General features: G+C 26.3%; 22 protein-coding genes. All 22 read right to left on the bottom strand.

Annotation, left to right across the window (positions count from 1 at the left end; genetic code table 11):
- Positions 1–209: 209 nt before the first annotated feature.
- The gene (locus ABDZ60_RS03135; RefSeq protein ID WP_016207631.1) at positions 210–578 is read right to left on the bottom strand and encodes an ACT domain-containing protein; all 369 of its coding nucleotides are present in this window, start codon (positions 576–578) and stop codon (positions 210–212) included.
- Positions 579–626: 48 nt separating this feature from the next.
- On the bottom strand, positions 627–1091 hold the full coding sequence (locus ABDZ60_RS03130) for a GNAT family N-acetyltransferase (protein WP_016207630.1): 465 nt from the start codon (positions 1089–1091) through the stop codon (positions 627–629).
- A 105-nt stretch (positions 1092–1196) separates the two neighbouring features.
- Positions 1197–1874 carry a cadmium resistance transporter gene (locus ABDZ60_RS03125; protein WP_343775937.1) on the bottom strand — a complete coding sequence of 226 codons (678 nt, stop codon included), beginning with the start codon at positions 1872–1874 and terminating at the stop codon, positions 1197–1199.
- A 311-nt stretch (positions 1875–2185) separates the two neighbouring features.
- Positions 2186–2767: a hypothetical protein gene (locus ABDZ60_RS03120; protein WP_016207629.1), complete on the bottom strand. Its 582-nt coding sequence runs from the start codon at positions 2765–2767 to the stop codon at positions 2186–2188.
- Positions 2768–3006: 239 nt separating this feature from the next.
- Positions 3007–3729 (bottom strand): M15 family metallopeptidase, encoded by a 723-nt coding sequence (locus ABDZ60_RS03115; protein ID WP_343775934.1) that lies wholly within the window; start codon positions 3727–3729, stop codon positions 3007–3009.
- A 111-nt stretch (positions 3730–3840) separates the two neighbouring features.
- Complete coding sequence (locus ABDZ60_RS03110; protein WP_047001408.1) at positions 3841–4521, bottom strand: response regulator transcription factor; 681 nt, start codon at positions 4519–4521, stop codon at positions 3841–3843.
- Positions 4522–4525: 4 nt separating this feature from the next.
- Positions 4526–5176: a hypothetical protein gene (locus ABDZ60_RS03105; RefSeq protein WP_343775930.1), complete on the bottom strand. Its 651-nt coding sequence runs from the start codon at positions 5174–5176 to the stop codon at positions 4526–4528.
- Complete coding sequence (locus ABDZ60_RS03100) at positions 5177–6589, bottom strand: sensor histidine kinase (protein ID WP_343775927.1); 1413 nt, start codon at positions 6587–6589, stop codon at positions 5177–5179.
- A 416-nt stretch (positions 6590–7005) separates the two neighbouring features.
- A complete protein-coding gene (locus ABDZ60_RS03095) occupies positions 7006–8223 on the bottom strand; it encodes a radical SAM/SPASM domain-containing protein (protein WP_343775924.1) in 1218 nt (405 codons plus the stop codon).
- Positions 8213–9085, bottom strand: coding sequence for a class I SAM-dependent methyltransferase (locus ABDZ60_RS03090; RefSeq protein ID WP_047001412.1), 873 nt, complete (start codon positions 9083–9085; stop codon positions 8213–8215). Before ABDZ60_RS03090 ends, ABDZ60_RS03095 begins: the two co-directional genes overlap by 11 nt.
- Positions 9086–9121: 36 nt before the next feature.
- The gene (locus ABDZ60_RS03085) at positions 9122–9715 is read right to left on the bottom strand and encodes a class I SAM-dependent methyltransferase (RefSeq protein WP_052953957.1); all 594 of its coding nucleotides are present in this window, start codon (positions 9713–9715) and stop codon (positions 9122–9124) included.
- A gap of 204 nt (positions 9716–9919) precedes the next feature.
- Complete coding sequence (locus tag ABDZ60_RS03080; protein ID WP_016207622.1) at positions 9920–10129, bottom strand: hypothetical protein; 210 nt, start codon at positions 10127–10129, stop codon at positions 9920–9922.
- A 26-nt stretch (positions 10130–10155) separates the two neighbouring features.
- Positions 10156–10350, bottom strand: a complete 195-nt coding sequence (locus ABDZ60_RS03075; protein WP_016207621.1) for a hypothetical protein — start codon at positions 10348–10350, stop codon at positions 10156–10158.
- A 64-nt stretch (positions 10351–10414) separates the two neighbouring features.
- On the bottom strand, positions 10415–11485 hold the full coding sequence (locus ABDZ60_RS03070; protein ID WP_343775918.1) for an ABC transporter permease: 1071 nt from the start codon (positions 11483–11485) through the stop codon (positions 10415–10417).
- Positions 11476–12573, bottom strand: a complete 1098-nt coding sequence (locus ABDZ60_RS03065) for an ABC transporter permease (protein WP_047001413.1) — start codon at positions 12571–12573, stop codon at positions 11476–11478. Before ABDZ60_RS03065 ends, ABDZ60_RS03070 begins: the two co-directional genes overlap by 10 nt.
- Before the next feature lie 11 nt (positions 12574–12584).
- Positions 12585–13520, bottom strand: coding sequence for an ABC transporter ATP-binding protein (locus tag ABDZ60_RS03060; RefSeq protein WP_016207618.1), 936 nt, complete (start codon positions 13518–13520; stop codon positions 12585–12587).
- A gap of 85 nt (positions 13521–13605) precedes the next feature.
- The gene (locus ABDZ60_RS03055) at positions 13606–14250 is read right to left on the bottom strand and encodes a response regulator transcription factor (protein WP_040436767.1); all 645 of its coding nucleotides are present in this window, start codon (positions 14248–14250) and stop codon (positions 13606–13608) included.
- Position 14251: 1 nt separating this feature from the next.
- Positions 14252–15403 (bottom strand): sensor histidine kinase, encoded by a 1152-nt coding sequence (locus tag ABDZ60_RS03050; protein ID WP_016207616.1) that lies wholly within the window; start codon positions 15401–15403, stop codon positions 14252–14254.
- 22 nt (positions 15404–15425) lie between these two features.
- A complete protein-coding gene (locus ABDZ60_RS03045; protein ID WP_016207615.1) occupies positions 15426–16355 on the bottom strand; it encodes a DMT family transporter in 930 nt (309 codons plus the stop codon).
- A gap of 191 nt (positions 16356–16546) precedes the next feature.
- Entirely contained in the window at positions 16547–18094 is a 1548-nt protein-coding gene (locus ABDZ60_RS03040) for a carbohydrate-binding protein (protein ID WP_343775912.1), read from the bottom strand.
- 264 nt (positions 18095–18358) lie between these two features.
- A complete protein-coding gene (locus tag ABDZ60_RS03035; RefSeq protein ID WP_343775909.1) occupies positions 18359–19996 on the bottom strand; it encodes a SulP family inorganic anion transporter in 1638 nt (545 codons plus the stop codon).
- A gap of 219 nt (positions 19997–20215) precedes the next feature.
- On the bottom strand, positions 20216–21982 hold the full coding sequence (locus ABDZ60_RS03030; protein WP_343775906.1) for a methyl-accepting chemotaxis protein: 1767 nt from the start codon (positions 21980–21982) through the stop codon (positions 20216–20218).
- Between the last annotated feature and the right edge of the window lie 64 nt (positions 21983–22046).

The following is a 22046-nucleotide window of genomic DNA, read 5'->3' as shown; positions in this document are numbered from 1 at the left end:
TGCGAGCTCCTTTTAACTATATAGTAATTTATTTATTTTTAAAATACGCTATTTTCTGAACCGCTTACAGGTATTATAATTTCTTTTTAAATATGAAAAAAGTTATTTTCCTAATTTTAAAAGAAATATAAATATATTTATTTCACTATTTAATATGTGTATTTGAATTTTAATAAAAAATTAAGCAATAGCATAATAAGTGCTTTTGCTTAATTTTTTATTATATATCCATTTCTTTTAAGGATTTTTATTGCTTTGTCAAAGTTTACTTCCTTAGTAAATATATAATCTGTATTATAAGTTGATACCGCGAATATTCCAATTTTATTTTCTGCTAATAATGTAGATATTTTTGACAAAATTCCTATAAGAGAAAAATCTAATATACCTTGTATCCTAAATCCCCTCCATCCATTATCACATTGAATCACATTTGCTGGTATCAATTTTGTGCTACATACTATTGATAACTCTTCGTCTGTCTTACTAATAAAGCAAAACTCATTTGAATAATCTATTTGTGATAAATCTTCGACTTTACATATTGAAAAATCTTGATCTATTATTTTTATTTCCATAACATTACATTCCCTTTCTAGTTATTTTATATTTTAAACCATTAAACCTTAGTGTGATGTAGAAGTAATATACATTCGTTGAAGATTTCCACCATCTCCATTTACTATCGTTAGAAAATCCCAGCCACATTCTTCATAAAATTTTGTATGATCTGTTACTAAATATAGCTTTTTAATACCTATATTCCCTAAGTCTCTTTTGACAAAATTTAAAATATACTTTGCTATTCCTTGATTTCGATATTTTTCTTCAACAAACAAAGCACATAAATTAGGTTTTAGATCTTTTCTGTCATGAAAATCATTTTCTATAACTCCTGCTCCTGCGATAATTTCTTCTTTATCATCTAAAACAATATACCATTGTGGTACTCCCATTTTTAAATCAATACATTCTTGGATACTTTCTTTGTACGCGTCAACTGAAATACACCATTTTTCTGAGAACCAACAAGCTGCCTTTTCCAAATATTCAGGATAATCACATAATTTCTTCAATGTTGTATGTACCATTTTTAATATCTCCTCTAAAACTTCTTATTTGTCTTTTTAATATAGAAATAGTATTTAATTTTTCACTTTTCAAATAACTTGGTAAAATTTATATTTTTTGTTACACTAAAATATTTTATTATATATTAATGGTATTGTGTCACTTTCTACCATTATAAATATTCCTAACCCTATAAATACTATTGGTATAACTATATGCTTATATTTTTCAATATTTTTTTTAATAAAGTTATATTCTGATAAAGTTTTAGCAATATAGCACCATATTGCTATAAGAAAAATAAATGTTATTATTGTTATAAAAATTTCTATTGAATTCATATTTGAAAAAAGTGGTATATATATTCCAATATTATCTCCCCCATTTGCTAAAGTCACACTAGCTACTTTAAAAACACTCGGATTGATAACTTTTTTTATAACTATTGCTATACTATTATTATAGTTTTCTGTTATTTTATTTAAATCTGTATCTTGCTTTTCTTTCTGATTTTCACTTTCATTCTTTTTAATTTCTTTTTTATATTTAAAATATTCATTTACACCTAAATATATAGGGAATAATCCAAGCAACCCTACATATTTAGGTGGAACTATAGATATCCCTAAAGCTCCTATAATACTTATTATAAGTAAAACACATATACCTAAATACTGTCCCAAAATTATATGATATACTTTTATACTTTTATTTATTTTCGAGAAAAATAGCATAAGTATAAATATATCATCGACATTAGTACATACAAATGAAATTAATGCTGTTATTATTGTTCCACTCATGTTATCCCCCTATAATGTAGTTATATTTTCTTTTCTTAATATTATAGCATATCTTATAGCAATTCTAGTTCTTGCTTTATGTATATTCTTTTACCTTAAGTACTATTTAGACAGTAACAATGAATTCAAAATGGAATTTTTAATATATGGAGTTTTAATAATTATTTCTGTATAATCATTATCTTTTTCATTGCATTATAGCGAGATTTTAAAATTTTAAATTATATTAATAAAATAAGGCTTTTTCAGAACTAGGTAATTCTCTTGGTGTCATACTAATTAGAATACTTAAAGATAGTTTGAAGTTTTATTTAATCAAAAGGAAATCTAAGTGCTAAAGCTGCTAAACTAAAGTTTATTGGATCTTCAGTTGCATAAGCATTATTTCCAAAAAATAAGCCTGGATGATTCTCTAATCTATTCAATATAAATAATATATAGTAATTCAATGGAGTAATATTTATTGTATTAGTATATATTGAAAGAATAGCATTTGTATTAGATACAACAATTACTAATGATGGTGTATAATCAACATTTACTTCTGGATTATTTTCAAGTGTGCTATTAATAAAGTCATTTGCCGCCATATCATTATGTATTGTATTTTTTTTAGAGTGACTAATATTTCCAAGCTGTACTTCATTTATATATAAACCTACCAAAAATGTAGTTAAGCTAATTTGTAAATTTGTTTGTACATTTGAAGTGCCAAGTTGAGAATTATTACTTGAATCGCTGGTATTGGATGTTGTTCTTATAAAATAAAAAACTCTATTATCATTTGTGAAAATTAATTGTCCATCTTTAATTATTGGATTAGTATTACCTAAAAAAGCGCTACAAGGGGGTACTTTTCCACCTGCAAATGGATTACAATTATTTTTACTCATTTCTATCACCACAACTTCACAATAATTTATTTATCAGAAGGTCAAGACTTAACCATATAATACATAATATGCTATAAAGGATATAATATCACTGTGAATTTATTACTTAATATACTTGAAACTATGAAGAAATAATTAATAACTTTAGATAAGCCTATAAAACCTTATAATAACTACAAAGTTCTATAGGCCTTCTTTTATTTTAATTGTCTATATATATATTTAAATAATAAGTAATATTAACTTTTACCTAAATACTCTTCTAATGTTAAATCTTTTTCTTTTATTTTAAGTGAATGCTCAGTACCAACATAACGTATGTGCCATGGTTCATAATTATAGCCCGTAATATTTTCTTTTCCCTTTAAGTATCTAAGAATGAATCCGTATTTATGAATATTTTTATGGAGCCACATACATTCTTTAGTATTCTCAAAATTTTCGTCCATCTTTGTATAGTTAACTGCCAAAACATCAACTACAAGACCAGTTTGATGCTCACTATATCCTGGCTTGGCTACATACTTATCAGCATACTCTTTTCCATTGTTATAAACTTCATTATTATAAACATCCTCCTGATATTCATATGATCTATATCCTGAAACTGCTAATAAATTTATTCCGTCTTTCTTAGCATCTTCAAACATTCTTTCCAAATTTTCATTTGCTTCTCTTCTTAATAAAATTTCTTTATTAGACTTTACTTCTATCTCTACTAAATCTTCAGGTTCATATCCTTTCTCTAATCCAAAATCTTTATTAACCAATATAATACTTTTTGTATTATTAATATTATTTACAGATTTACTTTCAAAGTTAGTTTCCTCTTTCGATATATTTATTTGCTTATTATTTATATTCTGTATTTTTATAAACTTTTCGATTATAATCGTAGATAAAATAAAAGTTATCCCTAATAATATGATTCTTCTTATTCTTCTTTTTTTAAATTTAGCCATACTAATCACTTCCCTTCGTACTTTAATATAACAAGGGAATTTTTCTTTATAATATATTACTTGTATCAAAGTTGTAAAATATTATTTATATAGTTTTAATATAGATGAAATTTACTTTTCAAATCTATAGCCTACTTTATATACAGTCTTTATATTATCTTTCAAATTTAACTTATCTCTTAATCTTTGAATATGTATATCTACAGTTCTAGTTCCTCCATAATAATTATATCCCCATACTTTGTCTAATATTCGATCTCTAGATAATGCAATATTGCAATTATTTAGAAATAGTATTATTAATTCAAATTCTTTTAAAGTTATATCTACTTGATTACCATCTAAGGTTATGAGTCTTTTATCTATATCTATTTCAATATTCTTAAACTTAATAATATCACAACTTTTGTCATTATTATCATTTTTATTATACCGTCTTAACACAGCTTCAATTCTTGCCAAAAGTTCTATACTTTCAAAAGGCTTAACTAGATAATCATCTGCACCTAATCTTAATCCTTTTACTCTATCCATTACTGAATCTTTAGCTGTAATAAAAATCACGGGAATATCCTTGGTCTTTATAATACTAATTAATTCAAACCCATCTATTTTAGGAAGCATAACATCAAGGAGAACTAAATCAATTTCATTAGAATCAAATTTTTCTTTTCCATCTTCTCCATCTTCTGCTGTTATAACATTATATCCATAAATCTCTAAGTTTATTGATATTAAATCTCTAATGGCAATATCGTCTTCAACTACCAGTATTTTTATATTTTTCTTCATATCATCAAACTGCCTCTCTATAAAAACTAATTATATTATTATTTTCATAATCTACAAGAAATGAATAACCCTTTGTTGATTCACTGACTTCAAATAATTCTAAATAAATTAATCCCCTATGATTATAGCTTATATTAATATTTTCTTCTTTAATTGTTATGTGTAATTCGTCAGTTAATGGTTTGATGATTTCCTTAAATTTATCTAGATTAATATCACTTATCTTATAATCCATAGTTAGATAATCTTTTTCACTTAATTTATTATCTATATTATAAGATCTTCCTACACTTAATATCTCACCTGTTTCTACTAATATTTCACAATAATATTTTTGATTAATCTCTGACTCACTCTTATTAGCAAGGTTTACCATCCATACCATTTTTTTATCTTTCTTATATATTTGAATGTCCTCATAAATTTTCTCTCTATCTAATGTTATCGAAAAGCCATTTTTTAATACTTCTAATGCTTTATTTATTGCTTCTTCCCTAGAAACATAATTATTAGGTAAACTATTATTACTATATTCAGGAATTATTTTGTCTGAATATATAACATTTTCATTATAAGAAGTGAATAATGATTTAATAAGTAATAGTAACATACAAATTAATATAAATAATATGCCTAATCTAATTCTCTTTCCCACTTAATTCACTCCTTTAAATATTAATGTTATTGCTGTTCCGTTATTTTCTTCACTATAAATTTCAAAATTTATATCATTTCTTATACAGATTTCATTACATATAGCTAGCCCTAGCCCCATATTATTTTTTTCCACGCCTCTTGATTTATCTACCATATAAAATGGTTCTTTAATTTTTTTTAAATTTTCTTTTGATATTCCTATCCCTTCATCTATTATTTGCAATTGGTATTTGTCATCCTCTATGTTTTTACCATATATTCTAATTTTCTTTCCCTTTTTAGATGCCTTTATTGAATTATCTATTAAATTACTTAATAAAACTTCAATAAGTTGTTTATCTCCAAATATATAATTATCCTCTACTTGTATATTTACTTCTATCTCCTTATTATCTACTTTGTATCTTAAATCATTTATAGACTTTATTATAGTTTCTTTAATTAGAAATCTATTTTTTTCAGCATCATTATTTTTAATTAGTATTAATTTTGTAAGGGTTGAACTTAATTTTTCTAATCTTTTGGATTGAGAATTTATATACTGTAACGATTTAAATTTGATTTCATCACTAATATTATCTTTTTGAAGTAATTCTGAATATCCAATTATGGATGTTACTGGAGTCTTTATTTCATGTGTTAGATTATCTATAAATCTTTGCTTTTCGTTACTATTTTCTTTAAGTTCATCAATTTTCTCTTCTATTACTTGAATCATAGAATTAAAGTTTTCAGCTAAAATTCCAAACTCATCATCAGCATCATATTTTGCTCTTTTATAATATTCACCACTTTTTATGCTATTTGAAACTTCTATCAAGTATTTAATTGGATTAGTTATTAATTTTGAAATTATGTACATTCCAATGGCTAGTAATATTGTGATTATACTTGTTAACATTAAAAACAACTTATAATTAGATAATCTATCATCATTAATAAATGTAATATCTTTAGTTAAGACTATTTTATATTCTAAATTATTTATTCTAATCCTTGAACTTATGAATAATAATTTTCTACTATTCACATCTCTAATAATAAATAATTCTTCATCTAAATTGGCAGCTACTACTTCTTGCCTTTCTTCTTTAATTTTTACTTCTGAAATATTAATAATTTTCTGGTTATCTTCACTAAATACTTCTATGTTCTTTATACTATTTCCACTATATACGAACTCCCTAAGTAAACCTTCAAGTTTATCTATGCTTTCTAAATTATCAGTACTAACAATATCCATATTGGGGTATATAGAATTTTTAACTGCCTCGTACTCATTTAAACCTGTTGTTATTACAACATTTAAATTTCTATTATATATAGTTTCAATTATTATTATTCCAGCTCCATTAAACAATAAAATAAATAGTAATATAGAATATATAAATATTTTTTCCCAAATTTTCATCTGCTAATATAACCTCCTTTTATTGTCTAATGATTTATAGTATTTATCAATATTTTTATATATAAATTTTAGTTTAATTATCTTTAATTAGCAAATATAATCCTTAATTTAATTATGTAACCTATTGAGTGTTATTGTGCTTATGAATTTTTCTTTATGTTAATTTCCTTATTTACTAATAATATAAAATAAATGTTTATAAATTAAATAATACTTGTTTCAAAGTTGTATATTCTTATTACTTACTTAAAAATCTTCTATGGTTATAAATGATTTAATATAACTATATGAAAGCCTACCCACTTAGTATAAACTTAAGCAGATAGGCTTTCATATAGTTTCTCCATCTTACATTTTGAGGATATTTTTATATACTAAGCATAGGTTATCCTAGTATTTAAATTGATATTTTATAATTATTCTCCTCTAAGTAACTTATAGTACCTAGGTAAATCATTTTCACTGCATTTATCACACTTTTTTGCATAACAATATGTTTTAGCTCTTCCCAATTTCTCATGCATTTTATCCCATATATCTTTTATATCCTCCTTTAGAACATTTCCAAATGCTTCTGGAACAAAGTCACAAGGCAAAAAATTTCCTTCATTATCTATATAAGAATGTTGTACCCCTGCTCCACATCCAAATTGATCTTTTGATTCAACATATGGAAAAACAGATGTCTTAGGATAATTTTTATCTTTATTAAATTCTATATGAAGATCAATAAGTTCATCTTTGTCTTCCTTAGAAAATATTTCATTTGAATTTACTAAAAGGGATCCACATGGTATAGGTTCTAGAATTCTAAGTTCATCTACTTCTAATGTTTTTAAAAACTTACCTAATTTATATATTTCCCCACTCTTTAGCATTTCTTTTGTACATACAGTTTGTGCCATAGTATAAAGTCCAGCTTCCTTAGAGTTTTTTATCGCTGAAATTGAATTTTCATATGCTCCATTATAACCCCTTTTTTTATCATGATTTTCTTTATATATGCTATCTATACTTATTCCTATACCAAAAAGTCCTGCTTTTTTTAGTGTTTTTGCTTTATTAATATTTAATGAATACCCATTTGTAAATAAATAAGAAATACTTCTGTTATCAATACTACTTATTATTTCCTCTAAGTCCAATCTAAGAAGAGGTTCACCACCTGTAAACCCAATTATTCCAACACCTAAATCTTGAAGTGATTTTATAATGTCTTTTATTTCATTGGTTGTCATTTCCTTTGATTTATCTTCCTTATCTTTAATAAATCTTTTTGCACTACAATGCCAGCAATTATACATGCATCTTCCTGTAATAGCTATATAAGTAGAAATTGGAGCCAGCCTTCTTCCTGTAGTATGATTATAAAAGAATTCAGCCTTCTCTCCTGGAACTGCATCTACAATACTTTTATAAGCTATACTATTTAAAGGTGGTAAAAATGAGTTAACTACAAAATTACCATTATGAATAACCAGTCTATCATTTTTTATAACATTCATTCCACATTTTATAATATTTATGGCCTTATAATTTTTGCTTTCTTTAAATCGCATATGTATATAAAAGAAATTTTTTCTTACGTTATTATTTATCATTGCTTTTATAATTGGAATTGCATTACTTATCATTTCTAAAAATCCCCCAAACATATTTATGAGTAATTGTATTAATCTTTTTTTCATTAAATAGTTTAATCATTGAATCTTTAATACTTTCATCTTCCATATCCACCATAGCATCGAATCCAGCTAGAGCTCCTGTTGATGTAATAAATAAAACTAAATCTTTAGTATCCTTAAAAGAAAACTTATGTGATCCACTTGCTATTTCTAATTTCTTAAAGTTTTCTTTTTCAAACCATCTTCTAAAGCTTTTATGACTAATTGGATTTGGAAGTTCTTTCATTATTCTATTTACCTTAGTATAATTTTTCAAAATAAGTTTTGGATATATCTTTCTAACCTCTGGTAATGTATCTTTCAAGTTAACTATTACGGCAAAATACCCATCTTTTTTTAAAACCCTAGAAACTTCCTTTATAATTTCATGCGGGTTTTGATATTTAATTGCCCAGGCACATATAACAATATCAAAGGTATTATCTTTGGAATTCTTAAGGAAAGATATCATATCATTTTCTATAAACTCCGCATTTAAGCTGTAGTTGTTTTTCGCTTGATTTAGCATCCCTTCTGATATATCTACTAAAGTAAATTTTGAGTTCTTGATTCTTGAATTTATAAAGTTACTATTGAAGCCTGTCCCGCAAGCAAGATCAAGAATATTAGGTGATAAGTTAACTTTATCATCACTATACCTTATAATAACTTTATTTAACATTTCTTTATTGTATTTGTGCATTTCTTTTAAGAAAGACTTGTTGTAATTTTCACTTACTCTTGTATAGGAATTTGCTATATCATTTAAATTTGTATACTTTTTACATAAAAATAAGTTTATAATTTTATATAGCCCTTTTAATACATTCATAAAATAACCCCTTTGATTTTTATAGCTGTTTTTTATCTAAGGATTTATACTACCCTTCAAGATCTCTCCTAAATATATATATTCATAGCTAGATATTTCAATTATTTCTCCATTATTAAAATATCTAGAAGCCAACTTTTTCATTTCATTTTTTGATAACATTTTAACCTTCTCAAAGCAACTTCTTTCAAAAAAACATATAAGTTTAGTTACTATATGTGTTCTATCAAATTCATAAATTAAAATTTTGCCATTATTATTAAGTAATCTATTACATTCTTTTAAAGTTTCTTCTTTATCTTTTATATGATGAAATGAATCTCTCATTATAATTAAATCAAATGAATTATCTTTCAAATCTATATTAGTTGAATATCCATTAATTATTTTAACTTTATTATTTTTCACCTTAGCTATATTAGTCATTTTTTTTTCTGGATCAAGAATAGTTACATCCGCACCTAGATTTATTAAAATATCTGAAAGAGTCCCTGTACCTCCACCTATATCTAAAATATCTAAATTATTAACATCCTTAATTACCTTTATTATTTCTTTATTTTTATCTAAATGAAATATCTTCATGAATTTATCATATTGCTTACTGTAATATTTAAATAAATAACTCATTTAATATCCCCTTAAAACCTTTGTTAATTTTTACTAACTATATGATAACATGTAGCTCTTACAAATTTAAAATATATTTCTTAATTTTTTCTAACATATGTATTTTATTATAAATAATAAATATAAAAAATTAGCTAAGATAAATAGAATATGTGAAATAATCATATCTATTTACCTTAGCCTTTATATCTACAATTTAGATCTTTACTTTATCTTATTTAAAAAATTTCTTTTATATTTCTTTAACTTTTTTAAATTATGGCTTTCAATATAAATTCCATTTAATAATAGAACAATACCTAGCCCAACGCAAAAGCCTTCTATAAAGTCTGGAAGTAAATTGAAACGACTTGATACTAACCATATTAAATTTACTAATAATCCCCATTTAAGATATTTATTAAATTTTCTCATAAATTATCAACTCCAATACTATTAATCTATTTATATAAATTATCTTCTATAATTTTGTTTGCTATAAGCCCTATATTAACCTCCCTAATATCCATATAAACTTCAATAATTCTATCTGTTAAGATAACTTCAACATATTCTACTTGCTTTCCATCTTCATCTTTGTAAGTTATTATATCATAAGTTATTATTTCATCTTTAAGTTGCTTTTTAGAAATCATTTTAATTCCCCTCCATAAGTTTTATTCACTACATTTTAGCAAATAACTAAAAATGTGTCTATTACTACTCTTTAACATAATCTCTAAGTCTAAAGCTTCCTGCTGTAAAGAATACTCCTGACATTAATATTATTACTATAATTGGAATTAATATTTTCCCTTCATTAATAATTTGAATTAACCAAGAAAAAGGTGATATTATACTTAAACTACTTATTATCTGTGGAACATTATCAAATTCTTCTATGCCTCCACCAAATATTCCAAGTCCAAAGGATAATAATCCAAAGATTACAACTGCTAAACTTGCTATAGTTTGATTTTTTAACCATCTAGTAGTAAATACAATTAATGATGTAGTAACTAAACTGCATAAAGTTATAACTAATATTCCTTCACCTAAATTATAGTTTTGTATTTTAAATAATTTAATTGCTAAAATTAAAGTTATTGAACTTATTAAACTTTGAAGAATAAATGCTGATAGATATAAGGAGCCTAAAATTACTTTATCAGAATTACCGGTTGATATTGTTCTTCTTAATACCTTCTGTGCCTTAAGCTTAATTATATCATCAATTAATATAGAACCTCCTATCATCATAAAATAGCATATCATAAGAATAGCCATAACATAATCAGTTTTATTTTCTTGAAATTTATCTACTATTATAGTTGTTACCGTATTAGTGCTAAGCCCATCATTTATACCTTCTTTAAGTAAATTATTAACATAATCACTTATAATATTATCTCCAAGAACTGCTCCAATGTCAGCTTCAATACTATAACATTTTACTTTAGGCATTTCACCATTATCTATAAATTCCTCGAAATCTTCGTCTATAACATATATAACGCCTAATTTTTTATCTCTTAAATCATTATAATTATCTTCTACTTCTCCTTTTAGCTCTTTTATATCATACTTTTCAGATAATATATTTATTAAATCTTTCGAATATTTTCCTGGAGATTTATCTAATATTCCTATTTTACCTAAAGATGGATCATCAGATTTCGGACCAACTACTCCAAATAAAACTACCATAGGAAGAAGAAAGGTCATCATTAAAATAACTGGACTTTTTAAATTTCTTCTTAAATTAATTAATATTAATCTTATTAAGCGCATCTTCTTCCCCCCTTAGATAAAGTTATTTTTAACACTGAAATCATAAATAATATTAGTGAAAAGCAAAGTATTAATATTAAATCCTTATTATTTAAACTAAAATTTCCATTTAAATTGTATAAAGTAAAAAGTTTTGAAATATAATGAGTTGGATCTAAAATTCTCAGTTCAGCTCCTGCTCCAGTAAAGGTTTCTACCATACCTAATATAGGAAATGTAAAAACTAATATCCCAACAACTTTACCATATACAGCTCCAAAGAAAGTATAAATACATTTGCTTATTGAAACTACTAAAATAGATGTAGTTAAAATTAATGTAATTAAAGGAAAGATACTGCCTTTAAAGCTTATTCCTATAATTCTAAAGAAAAATACATATCCAGAAATGATTATAGTTGAATATACAAGTAAAGCAAAAGAATCATAATAAAAATATTGATTTTTAGTTATAGGTGTTGATTTTATTCTTTTATCAAAATTTATACTTGATTCTGTATAATTAGATTGTATAAGTCCAAGAATAAGCATACTAATTACAAAAGAAATCATTGATGCAGCCATTTTTTCATAGGTAGTTGATGATTTTTTAGAGTTTATATCAATCTTTTCAACTACTGAATTTTCTGTAATTGTCTGCAAATTTTTATTTGATCCACCAGATAAATTAATATAAAGACCTTCATGATATTTATCTAAAATAGTTTTTAATGTATTTGTAGAGTTATTAAATCCTTCTCCTAACTTATTTATATTTATTTTTCCACCTTTTAAAGATACTACATTACTCTCATATCCCTTTGGTATCAAAATTTCTATATTTGCTTTTTTATCAGTTATTAAAACAAGTTCTTTCATATCATCACTTTCTAAAAATGCTATTAAATCTTTAGACATATTACTATTATCCATATCATTTATTTGTACCTTTAAAGTTTTCAATTTTAATGGACTTTCCGTAATTGCTTTCTGAAAAAATCCCATGAAAGATGCTAATAAAACTGGAAATAGTATAAAATATAAGATTGTTAGAACCCCATTAGATATCATTCCTTTTAAAGTCGTCTTCGTATAATATATTAATTTCACTTATCTCACCTCTAATCTCTTAGCATTTTTCCTGTTAAGGCTAAGAATACATCTTCAAGCCTTACATCTTCATAACTTATCTTTTTTATATTAATTCCATATTCCTCTATAATACTCAATACATTATGAAGTTTAAAGTTTGAATCTATAGTTAAAAATAAATTACTTTCTTGCTCTTTAACCTTTATTACTCCAACTAATTTTTCTATTTTCAAAATAATTTCTCCTGTAATATCACTTCCTTCTATTATTACCTTGTTATTAGGAAAAACAGAAGTCTTAATTTCTTCCTTAGTTCCATAAGCCACTTCCTTACCTAAATCTATAATAAAAACCCTTTTGCATAACTCCTCTACCTCCTCCATATAGTGAGAAGTATATATAACAGTTGTTCCCCATTCTGTACAGATATTTTTTGTAAAAGTAAATATATGATTTCTTGATTGTGGGTCAACTCCAACAGTAGGTTCATCCATTATTAATACTTTAGGATGATGCATAATGGCTGCTGCAATATTAAGTCTTCTTTTCATTCCACCTGAAAATTTTTTTACTTTTTCTTTTTTCTTATCATAAAGTCCAGTAACTTCTAAAGCTTCTTTTATTCTTTCTTTAAGCTCTTTTCCCTTTAAGCCATATAATGCACCAAAAAACTCTAAGTTATCATAAGCATTTAGCTCTTCTATTAATGAAATATCTTGCGGCACATAACCTATGCATTCTTTAGCTTTTATTGGATTCTTCAAAATATCATAACCACAAATTCTAACAGTTCCGCTGTCTGGGGTTAATAGGCTAGTCATTATATTTATTAGTGTTGATTTCCCAGCTCCGTTAGGTCCTATAAATCCAAATATTTCTCCTTTCTTAACTTCATAACTTACATTATCTAAAACTAATTTATCATTAAATCTTTTTGTAACATTTTTTACTTCTATTATATTCATATAAATGCCCCCTAATCTTTTCTTAATTATATAATAAGATAAAGCTAGGGGGCTTGCCATCACTATAAGTCACTATCAAAATGACTTAAGTCACTATTCTATTTTTAAATGCAAAAATTGCAATTTGTGTTCTATCTCTAAGATTTAATTTAGATAATATGTTTGTAATATTATTTTTTATAGTTCCTTCAGATAAATAAAGCTTTTCTGAAATTTCTTTATTTGTTAATCCTTCAGCGATGTACTTGATAATTTGAATTTCTTTATCTGAAAAATCATACTTTCCTATTTCCTTATTATTTAAACTATAATTACTATTAATAAGAATTTCATTTGCAACTTCAGGATGAACAACCATGTTTCCCATGTAAGCTGTTTTTATACCTTCATAAATAACTTCATGAGAACTATCCTTTAATAAATATCCAAATGCTCCATACTTCAATGCATCTTGAATATATTCTTTGTCCTTAAAAGTAGTTAATATTATAACTTTAATCTTAGTAAATTGCTCCTTAATAAGTCTAGTTCCCATAACGCCATCACAATCTTTCATCCTTATATCCATAAGAACTACATCAATTTCTTTACTTTTACATATTTCTAAAGCTTTATATCCATTTTCAGCAGTGCCAATAACATCTATATCATCAAAAGTTGAAAGCATAATTTTCAAGCCTTCTCTAATTAATTTTTCATCATCTACAATTAATATTTTTATTTTCATAATTTCAGCTCTCACTTTCTTTTGGAATTACAAGTTTTATAAAGAATCCCGCTCCAACTTCTGAATTCATATCAATTGTTCCACCTATTTCTTCAACTCTTTCTCTTATATTTTTAAGCCCAAAGCCACTTTCTTTTATAATATCAGTTCCTACTCCATTGTCTTTAAAAGATATTACAACCTCATTTTCTATAAAGTTTATAATTACTTTAACTTTGGATGATTTTCCATGTCTTAAAGCATTAGATAATACTTCTTGGGTTATTCTATATAAGTGGCTGCTTTGCTTTGTAGAAAGCGTCCAATTTCCCTTTGATAAAGTAATATTTACCTCTACTCCTGACATTTTCTCAAAATTCTTGCACAAATCTTGGATTCTAATTATTCCTCTATAATTATCATAATCATCAGACTTAAGTTCACTTACTGCCTTTTTAACATCTTGAAAACTTTCATTTATAAATTCTCTTAAGTTTCTTGCCATATTCCTTAACATACTTCCTTCTTTATTAGCTATACTTTCCATTGCAGATAGTTGAATCATAGCTGTTGATAAAGAATGTCCAACACTATCATGTATTTCTCTAGATATTCTATTTCTCTCCTTAAGTACTGTTAGCTCTTCTATTGAAGTGAGATATTCTTCCAACTGGCTATTTACTTCAATTAATTTTTCTTCAGACATTTTAAGTTTGTCATATAATTTTTGTGCTTCATTTTTTGTGCTATATAATCTTGATATGTAATTCAAAAGAATTATAAAAATAAACATAATAACTAAATTAACAAAACCTTCTTCAATACTTTTATTGCTTCTGATAGATAATGCTATCAAAGATATTAAAACTATAAATATATACTTTATTTTCTTATATTTTAATGTAAATGCATCTATTATTAATCCTATTAAGTAAAATAAAATATTTCCTCCAAAGTTTAAACAGGCTATTGGTGATATTATTATTTCAATAATCATTGAGATAATAATTAATTTATCATTACTAAAATGAAATATTCTAAGATTATTGTTAAGTATAAATAATAAAACAAATATTATACTTAAAATGCCTGTGTTTCCTTCCTCAATGAAAATTTGAGCTATCAGAATAATAAAAGATATATATCGTATTAATAAAAGTTCTTTACTTTTTTCCATGTTCTTCTCCAAGCTTTTTTATTTATAAAATATCCTTCTTTTTATATACTAAATAAATTCCAACACAAACTAATATTAAAGCTACAAATATCTTTATATCAAATATGTTTTCTTTAAGTACTATAGCTGAAAGTATAGTTCCAAAGATAGGAATTAGAAAATTAAAAATAGAAATTACTCCGACTTTATTGTATTTTAAAAGTTGTGACCATAATGCAAATGCTACTGATGATAATAACGACATATACATTAATAATGAAGTAGATTTAGCATTAAAGTTTGAAAGATTTCCTCCTAATAAATGTCCTATTAATATTAAAGCTAGTCCTCCTACTGCTAATTGATATCCAGTTACAGTATATGCATCTTTATTTTGGCTTATCTTCTTACTATATATTGCTGAAACTGAAGTCATAAAGGCTGCAAGCATTATAAATCCTTCACCTCTAAGAGAAAATCCTCCTTCTAAGACAGAAGATTTTCCAATATTTATTATTACAACTCCAGTAAATCCTACTATACAACCTAAAATCTTACTTAAATTTAACTTATCATTTTTATATATGAAATGTGCCAATATAATACTAAAAAAAGTACCTGTTCCATTTATAATTGAACCTCTTACTCCAGTTGTGTATGTCATTCCTAAATAAAAAAATATATATTGAAAAGTTGTTTGTACGAATCCTAATATAGTAATTTCTTTTACATCTTTAATGGATAAATTAAAGATACTTTGCTTTATTGATAATTTTATTATTAATACAAAAATTCCTGCCAAGGAAAATCTATATCCAGCAAAAATAAGCTTTGAACCAATATCACTACTTGCTATATTAAATATTTCATATCCTACTTTTATAGCAGGAAAAGCACTCCCCCATAAAAATGTACAAATTCCTGAAATTATAATTATATTTATCCTATTAGTATAAAATTTCGATTTATCCAAGTATATTCATCCCTTCTAGAAACTATTTATAAAGTTCATAGAATTTATTATACACTGGTTTATAATAAAAAGGGACTATAATTGTTATTATTACTTGCTCTTCATTAATCCATAGTTTAGCTTCAGTAGCTAACTATAAAAATATAGTTAGCTACCTTATACCAAACTTTAAATATTAATTTTTTATAGTATTATAATTGTTTCCATAAAGTAGGAACTGTTCCTGGTATCCAAGCTATATTTGATGTGTGAGTAAATATACATTCATAAGTTTTGCTTTGATAAGTCACCTTATCTCCTATTTTATAACTAACTCCTGGTTGCCATTCTTGTATTGATGGCACTTCAACTTCTTTAACTTCTACAACACAATTTGCTGAAGTTACAGCTACCCCAGCTGTATCCTTAACTGTTACTGAATAATTATAGGTTCCATAACTCTTATTAATAAAATCTCTTTTAACTACTTGGTTAGATGTTAATCCTGATGTTAATGTACCTGTTGCTATGGATTTACCATCTTCAAATAATTCATATGATATTGCAGTATTATAAGCAGGTACATCAATAGTTAATGAATAGTTTTTATTAGAAACTGTTGAAGCTTTAATTGATGGCGCTTTTAGTGATGGTCTTTCTGGGACTATTGGTGATAATGAATCAAAAAATGGTCTATAGCTTTTAACGAATTCCTTATTATTTACATTATCCCAATTTATTGACCAAGCCATTATTCCTCTTAAATTTGGATACTTTTCTCCAATCATTTTATAAGAACCACCATAGGATTGTCCTTTTATTAAATAATTTAAAGCTTTAAGCATTTCTGTTGGTGGAATATATCCTGAATTTGGATTTAGTGTTCCTTTTTGTGATGCTGGAACACCAATTACTACTTGCTCTTGCTTTAATGGAGCAAAGAAGCTGTTTTTTGATGCTCTTGTCTGAAAACCTTGTAGTAGCATTTCTACCATAGCAACTTGGAAATCAGCTGTTCCTTGATTATAGGTAACTCCATCAAGAGCCATATTACCTCCGCAGTTATAATGTTGAACTTGAAGATAATCAAGTTCATTTCTTACTGCATCTATAAGCGGAAGATATGCTCCCCAATTAGTTGCATAACCAGTGTTTCCGCCCTGAACGTATGATAATTCTGGAGCCATACTTATAATAAAATCATCTCCATATTTTGCAACTAAAGCTTTAATAATTTTAATAAAATTGACTATTTGAGGTGTAATAGGATTCTTAAGGTCTGTATCTCCTGGTTGAAGTATCATTCCGCTTCCACCTTCAAGATCAATATCTATTCCATCAAATCCATACTTATCTATTAAACCTGTAAGTGATGTCATAAACTTTTCTCTTGCGGCATCTGTTGGAATTTGAATTGTACCTTCTGCACCACCTAAAGATAAGACTACCTTCTTACCTTTACTTTGTACATAATCGATATCAGCTATAAACTCCTTTTCATTATAAACTGGATGTAACTCTACAACTGCTCTATCGCTATAAGTTTCTCCAAATGAAACATTTATTACGTCCCATGCTGGATCTACATCTCTTATTTTAACAATTCCAGCTCCATTATCAAAATTATGCCAATAACCAACAAGTAATCTTCCATTACCAGCTATGTTGGTGTCAGCTTTAAATTTTGAACTTGGCGTAATAGTCATTATTATTAGTGTAACAATAAACAGTGATAAGAATTTTTTGAAATCTTTATACATATTATCCCTTCCCTTATACCAACTAAAAAATTATTTATCTTCCGTCTATCACAATCTTAACTTTTATCTTTAAGATATAATCTTTAAGATTTTATATAACATCACCTCCACAAATAAAATAACTAACGCCCTTACTTATATTTTACAATATTTTGATATTATGTAAACATTTTATGCAATATATTTTTAATCTTTATTATAAAACTAATAAACTAGCTTACTTAAATTTCAGCTAGTTTATGTTATTTATTCTTTGATATATAATTACGCTACTATTGTTTTTGCACTTTTAATTGCTTGATCTGCACTCCAGAAAATCATATTACTGCCTAATTTTTCTTCAAATCCTGATTTATCAATAATATCTTTAACAGACTGCTGCAGACCACATAACATAATTCTACAGCCTCTACTTTCTATTTCTTCAATAACTTCTGATAATGCTTGCAGTGCTGATGTATCGATTAGCGGAACTCCCCTCATTGATAATATTATAACTTTAGCATCTCTTATTGATAAAATTTCCTTTTTAAATTTTTCTGTTGTTGCAAAAAATAATGGGCCGGTAAAATACATAACTTTAATACTTGATAAATTATTACTTTTTGATACTATATTATCTAACCTTTTTTCATCTACTTCACTTACTGATATATCCATATTTGCAATCTTTACTATAAATAATAAACTAGAAAATATTACTCCTATTAATATTGCTTGAGTTAAATCTAGTGCTACTGTTGCAAACATAGTTATTAAAAATTTTAATATTGCACCTTTAAACTTTTTAGAGAATATGTATTTTATATTTTCCCATTCGTTCATTCTCCAAGCCGTTACCATAAGAATTCCTGCAAGTGCTGATAATGGAATACTAGACATCACTGGTGCTAATAAAAACATTGACAACATTAAAAATACAGAATGAAACATACTCACTAACCTAGTTTGCGCACCTGACTTTATAGCTACACTTGTTCTTGCAATAGCTGCAGTTGCAGGTACTCCTCCAAAGAAAGGTATTATAAAATTACCAACTCCCTGTGCAATTAATTCTCTATTTGCATCAAAAGTATCTCCTTTCATCTTCTTTCCAACTTCACCACATAATAAACTTTCAATCATTGCTAATGCTGCAATACTTATAGCTGGTACTAACACGCTTTTTACAATTTCAAAGTTTATTGAAGTAATATGAAGCCTGTCATCTAAAAGTAACTTTTGAGGTATATCACCAATTATATCTACTGGTAATTTAAATATCATATTTATTACCAAGATTATTATTAATGCAATTAAAGATGATGGAATTATATTATTAAATTTTTTAGGCCATATCATCATAATAATAACAACCAACAACCCAATTGAGATAGCATACCAATTTGGGTGTAATGGGGTACTAAGAAAATTCAATACTTTTATTGCTGCTGATTCAGATGATTTAGTTGAAACTCCGAAAAAGTTATCTAATTGCCCTATTGCTATTATTAATGCAATACCTGATGTAAAGCCAGTTATTACTGGTGTTGGTATATATGAAACAATCTTACCTAATTTAAATATACCTGCTAATATAAGAATAATGCCTGCAAGCGCACCTGCTATCCATACACCTTCTAGTCCATATTTTTGAAATAATGCAACTAAAATTGCACTCATAGCTCCTGTTGGTCCTGATATTTGAAAAGATCCTCCAGATAGTGCCCCTATTACTACCCCAGATAATATAGCTGTTATTAATCCTGCTGCTGCTGTTGCTCCAGAACTAACCCCAAAAGCTAATGCTAGTGGTAATGCAACTGCTGTAACAGTTATTCCTGCCATTATATCTTGTTTGAAATTTAACAAACCATATCCCTTGAATTCATTTTTAATGTCTTTAATATAACTTTTAAACATTATATTCATCCCCTTCTTCATACTTTGTTCATATGTTGTCCATAGGTATTTTACCTCTACTTATAAAATAATACAAGTTATGTTAAATAAAGATATACTTTATTGATTCACAAATTCCAATCTTAGCAATTAAATTCAAAGGATTATATAATAATTTGAGATGAAATTATGGAAACTTAAAAGTTAAATTAAGGGAAGTCAATGGACTTCCCTTAAAGATTATATATTAAATTTTTGTACCATTTCATTTAACTTTTGAGCAAGTTCTGCTTGGCTTTGAGCTGTCTTTGCGATTTGTTCAACTGCTTTTGTAGTTTCTCTCATGCTTTCTCTTATATCTTCTGCTTTTTCACTAGACTCTTGAGAGGATTCAGCCATACTTTGCACAGCCTCACTAACTTGTCCAACTGTAGCTGTTATTTCTTCAGACATTGCAGCAATTTCATCTGACATTTGGCTTACAAATTCTGAATCATCATAATATTTAGCTCCTGTTTCTCCATACGCATCTAATTGCATATTTACATTGCTATTAATAAATTCCAATATTTCACTTCCTGCTTCAATACTATTTTTAAATGCATATTGTACTTTTAAAATAGTTTCTTGAATATTTCCTACTGCATTAGATGACTGCTCTGCAAGCTTTCTTACTTCATCTGCAACAACAGCAAATCCCTTACCTTGTTCCCCTGCTCTAGCTGCTTCAATTGCTGCATTTAATGCAAGTAAATTAGTTTGATCTGCTATATTTCCAATAGTATCTGCCATAACCTTTATACTTTCTACAACCATTACTGCTTCAATTGCTTTTTCCATTTTCTCTTTCTTTTCGTTATATATTTCTCTAGTTTCTTCAATAGCTTTGTTACTATTATCTTTAACTGCTAAAGCTCTTTCCTTTGCAGCATTTGATATGTTACTTCCATCCATAGACTTACCAGATAATACATTTATACTTGAATCTACTTCTTCGATAGAGGCACTTATCTCTTCTGTAACAGCACCTGATTCTTGAATAGCAGATGTAATTGATTCTATAGCTTCATCTATAATTACAATTTTAGAAAATAACTCTTCTACTGTTGCTGAAAGTTCTTCTGAGGATGCTCCTATGTTTTGAGATTCGTCAACTATTAAAGATACTAATACTTTTACATTTTCTTGTGCTTCATTTAAAGCTTCTGCTGTTTGTCCAAATTCATCTTTACTTTTTATATAAATTGGATCACTAAAATCATATCCAGATAATCTTACTGCAAAATCTTTGATTTTAATTAATGGGTTTGTTAATTGTTTGCTAGTTATTAAGGATAACATAACGGCTATAATCAATGCCCCTATAACTATAAATATATTAATTATCATTCCTACTTGAAAATCCTTTTTTAATATGTATTCTCTTTCTAATATAACCTCATCTATATTATCTATGTAGTTTCCAGTACCTATAATCCAATTGTATGGAGTATATAATTTACTGTATCCCCTTTTAAGTGATGCCTCTGTTTCTCCACTCTTAGGAAACCAATAATCTGTGTACCCACCACCTTCTTTTTTGCCATTTTCAATAATTTCTTTTATTATATATTTTCCTGTACTATCTTTAGTGTCTAATCTATTTGTTCCCTCAGTCTCTGAACCCAAAAGAACAATATTAGTTCCATCAATATTATCAGCCCAAAAATATCCTTCTTTTCCGAATTTCAATTTTCTTAATAAATCCGCACTTTGTTTTTTAGCTTCATCAATAGTAATTTCTCCATTTTTCGCTTTCTCATTAATTGCATCTATCATAGATATCGCAATTTCTACTTGCTCTTTAATTCTTTCATCATAATCATTATTCAAATTCTCCTTTTGAATTTTCAAAAGCTTATCATCCGTTTGTATATTTCTAAAAGTTATTGTAACACTTACAATTATAGCTGTTACAAGTGAAATAAAAACAGTAAGCATAATTAATTTATATCTAACTTTTTTCATAAAAATCCTCCTTAGCACATTATTTTAATATACTTATATTCTAAGGGAAGACTCAAAAATTATC

Source organism: Clostridium sartagoforme (assembly GCF_039521405.1).
GTDB classification, from domain to species: Bacteria; Bacillota; Clostridia; order Clostridiales; family Clostridiaceae; genus Clostridium; species Clostridium sartagoforme.
The sequence above is the reverse complement of the archived record's forward strand: the minus strand, read 5'-3'. Positions and strand labels throughout refer to the sequence as shown.

Bases quoted from the DNA above. Each gene is read 5' to 3' on its own strand.
- ABDZ60_RS03100 (WP_343775927.1), bottom strand. From the start codon at position 6,589: ATGAAAATTTGGGAAAAAATATTTATATATTCTATATTACTATTTATT.
- ABDZ60_RS03085 (WP_052953957.1), bottom strand. From the start codon at position 9,715: ATGAGTTATTTATTTAAATATTACAGTAAGCAATATGATAAATTCATG.
- ABDZ60_RS03090 (WP_047001412.1), bottom strand. From the start codon at position 9,085: ATGAATGTATTAAAAGGGCTATATAAAATTATAAACTTATTTTTATGT.
- ABDZ60_RS03070 (WP_343775918.1), bottom strand. From the start codon at position 11,485: ATGCGCTTAATAAGATTAATATTAATTAATTTAAGAAGAAATTTAAAA.
- ABDZ60_RS03040 (WP_343775912.1), bottom strand. From the start codon at position 18,094: ATGTATAAAGATTTCAAAAAATTCTTATCACTGTTTATTGTTACACTA.
- ABDZ60_RS03115 (WP_343775934.1), bottom strand. From the start codon at position 3,729: ATGGCTAAATTTAAAAAAAGAAGAATAAGAAGAATCATATTATTAGGG.
- ABDZ60_RS03110 (WP_047001408.1), bottom strand. From the start codon at position 4,521: ATGAAGAAAAATATAAAAATACTGGTAGTTGAAGACGATATTGCCATT.
- ABDZ60_RS03030 (WP_343775906.1), bottom strand. From the start codon at position 21,982: ATGAAAAAAGTTAGATATAAATTAATTATGCTTACTGTTTTTATTTCA.
- ABDZ60_RS03075 (WP_016207621.1), bottom strand. From the start codon at position 10,350: ATGATTTCTAAAAAGCAACTTAAAGATGAAATAATAACTTATGATATA.
- ABDZ60_RS03130 (WP_016207630.1), bottom strand. From the start codon at position 1,091: ATGGTACATACAACATTGAAGAAATTATGTGATTATCCTGAATATTTG.
- ABDZ60_RS03080 (WP_016207622.1), bottom strand. From the start codon at position 10,129: ATGAGAAAATTTAATAAATATCTTAAATGGGGATTATTAGTAAATTTA.
- ABDZ60_RS03060 (WP_016207618.1), bottom strand. From the start codon at position 13,520: ATGAATATAATAGAAGTAAAAAATGTTACAAAAAGATTTAATGATAAA.
- ABDZ60_RS03050 (WP_016207616.1), bottom strand. From the start codon at position 15,403: ATGGAAAAAAGTAAAGAACTTTTATTAATACGATATATATCTTTTATT.
- ABDZ60_RS03125 (WP_343775937.1), bottom strand. From the start codon at position 1,874: ATGAGTGGAACAATAATAACAGCATTAATTTCATTTGTATGTACTAAT.
- ABDZ60_RS03135 (WP_016207631.1), bottom strand. From the start codon at position 578: ATGGAAATAAAAATAATAGATCAAGATTTTTCAATATGTAAAGTCGAA.
- ABDZ60_RS03120 (WP_016207629.1), bottom strand. From the start codon at position 2,767: ATGAGTAAAAATAATTGTAATCCATTTGCAGGTGGAAAAGTACCCCCT.
- ABDZ60_RS03095 (WP_343775924.1), bottom strand. From the start codon at position 8,223: ATGATAAGTAATGCAATTCCAATTATAAAAGCAATGATAAATAATAAC.
- ABDZ60_RS03035 (WP_343775909.1), bottom strand. From the start codon at position 19,996: ATGTTTAAAAGTTATATTAAAGACATTAAAAATGAATTCAAGGGATAT.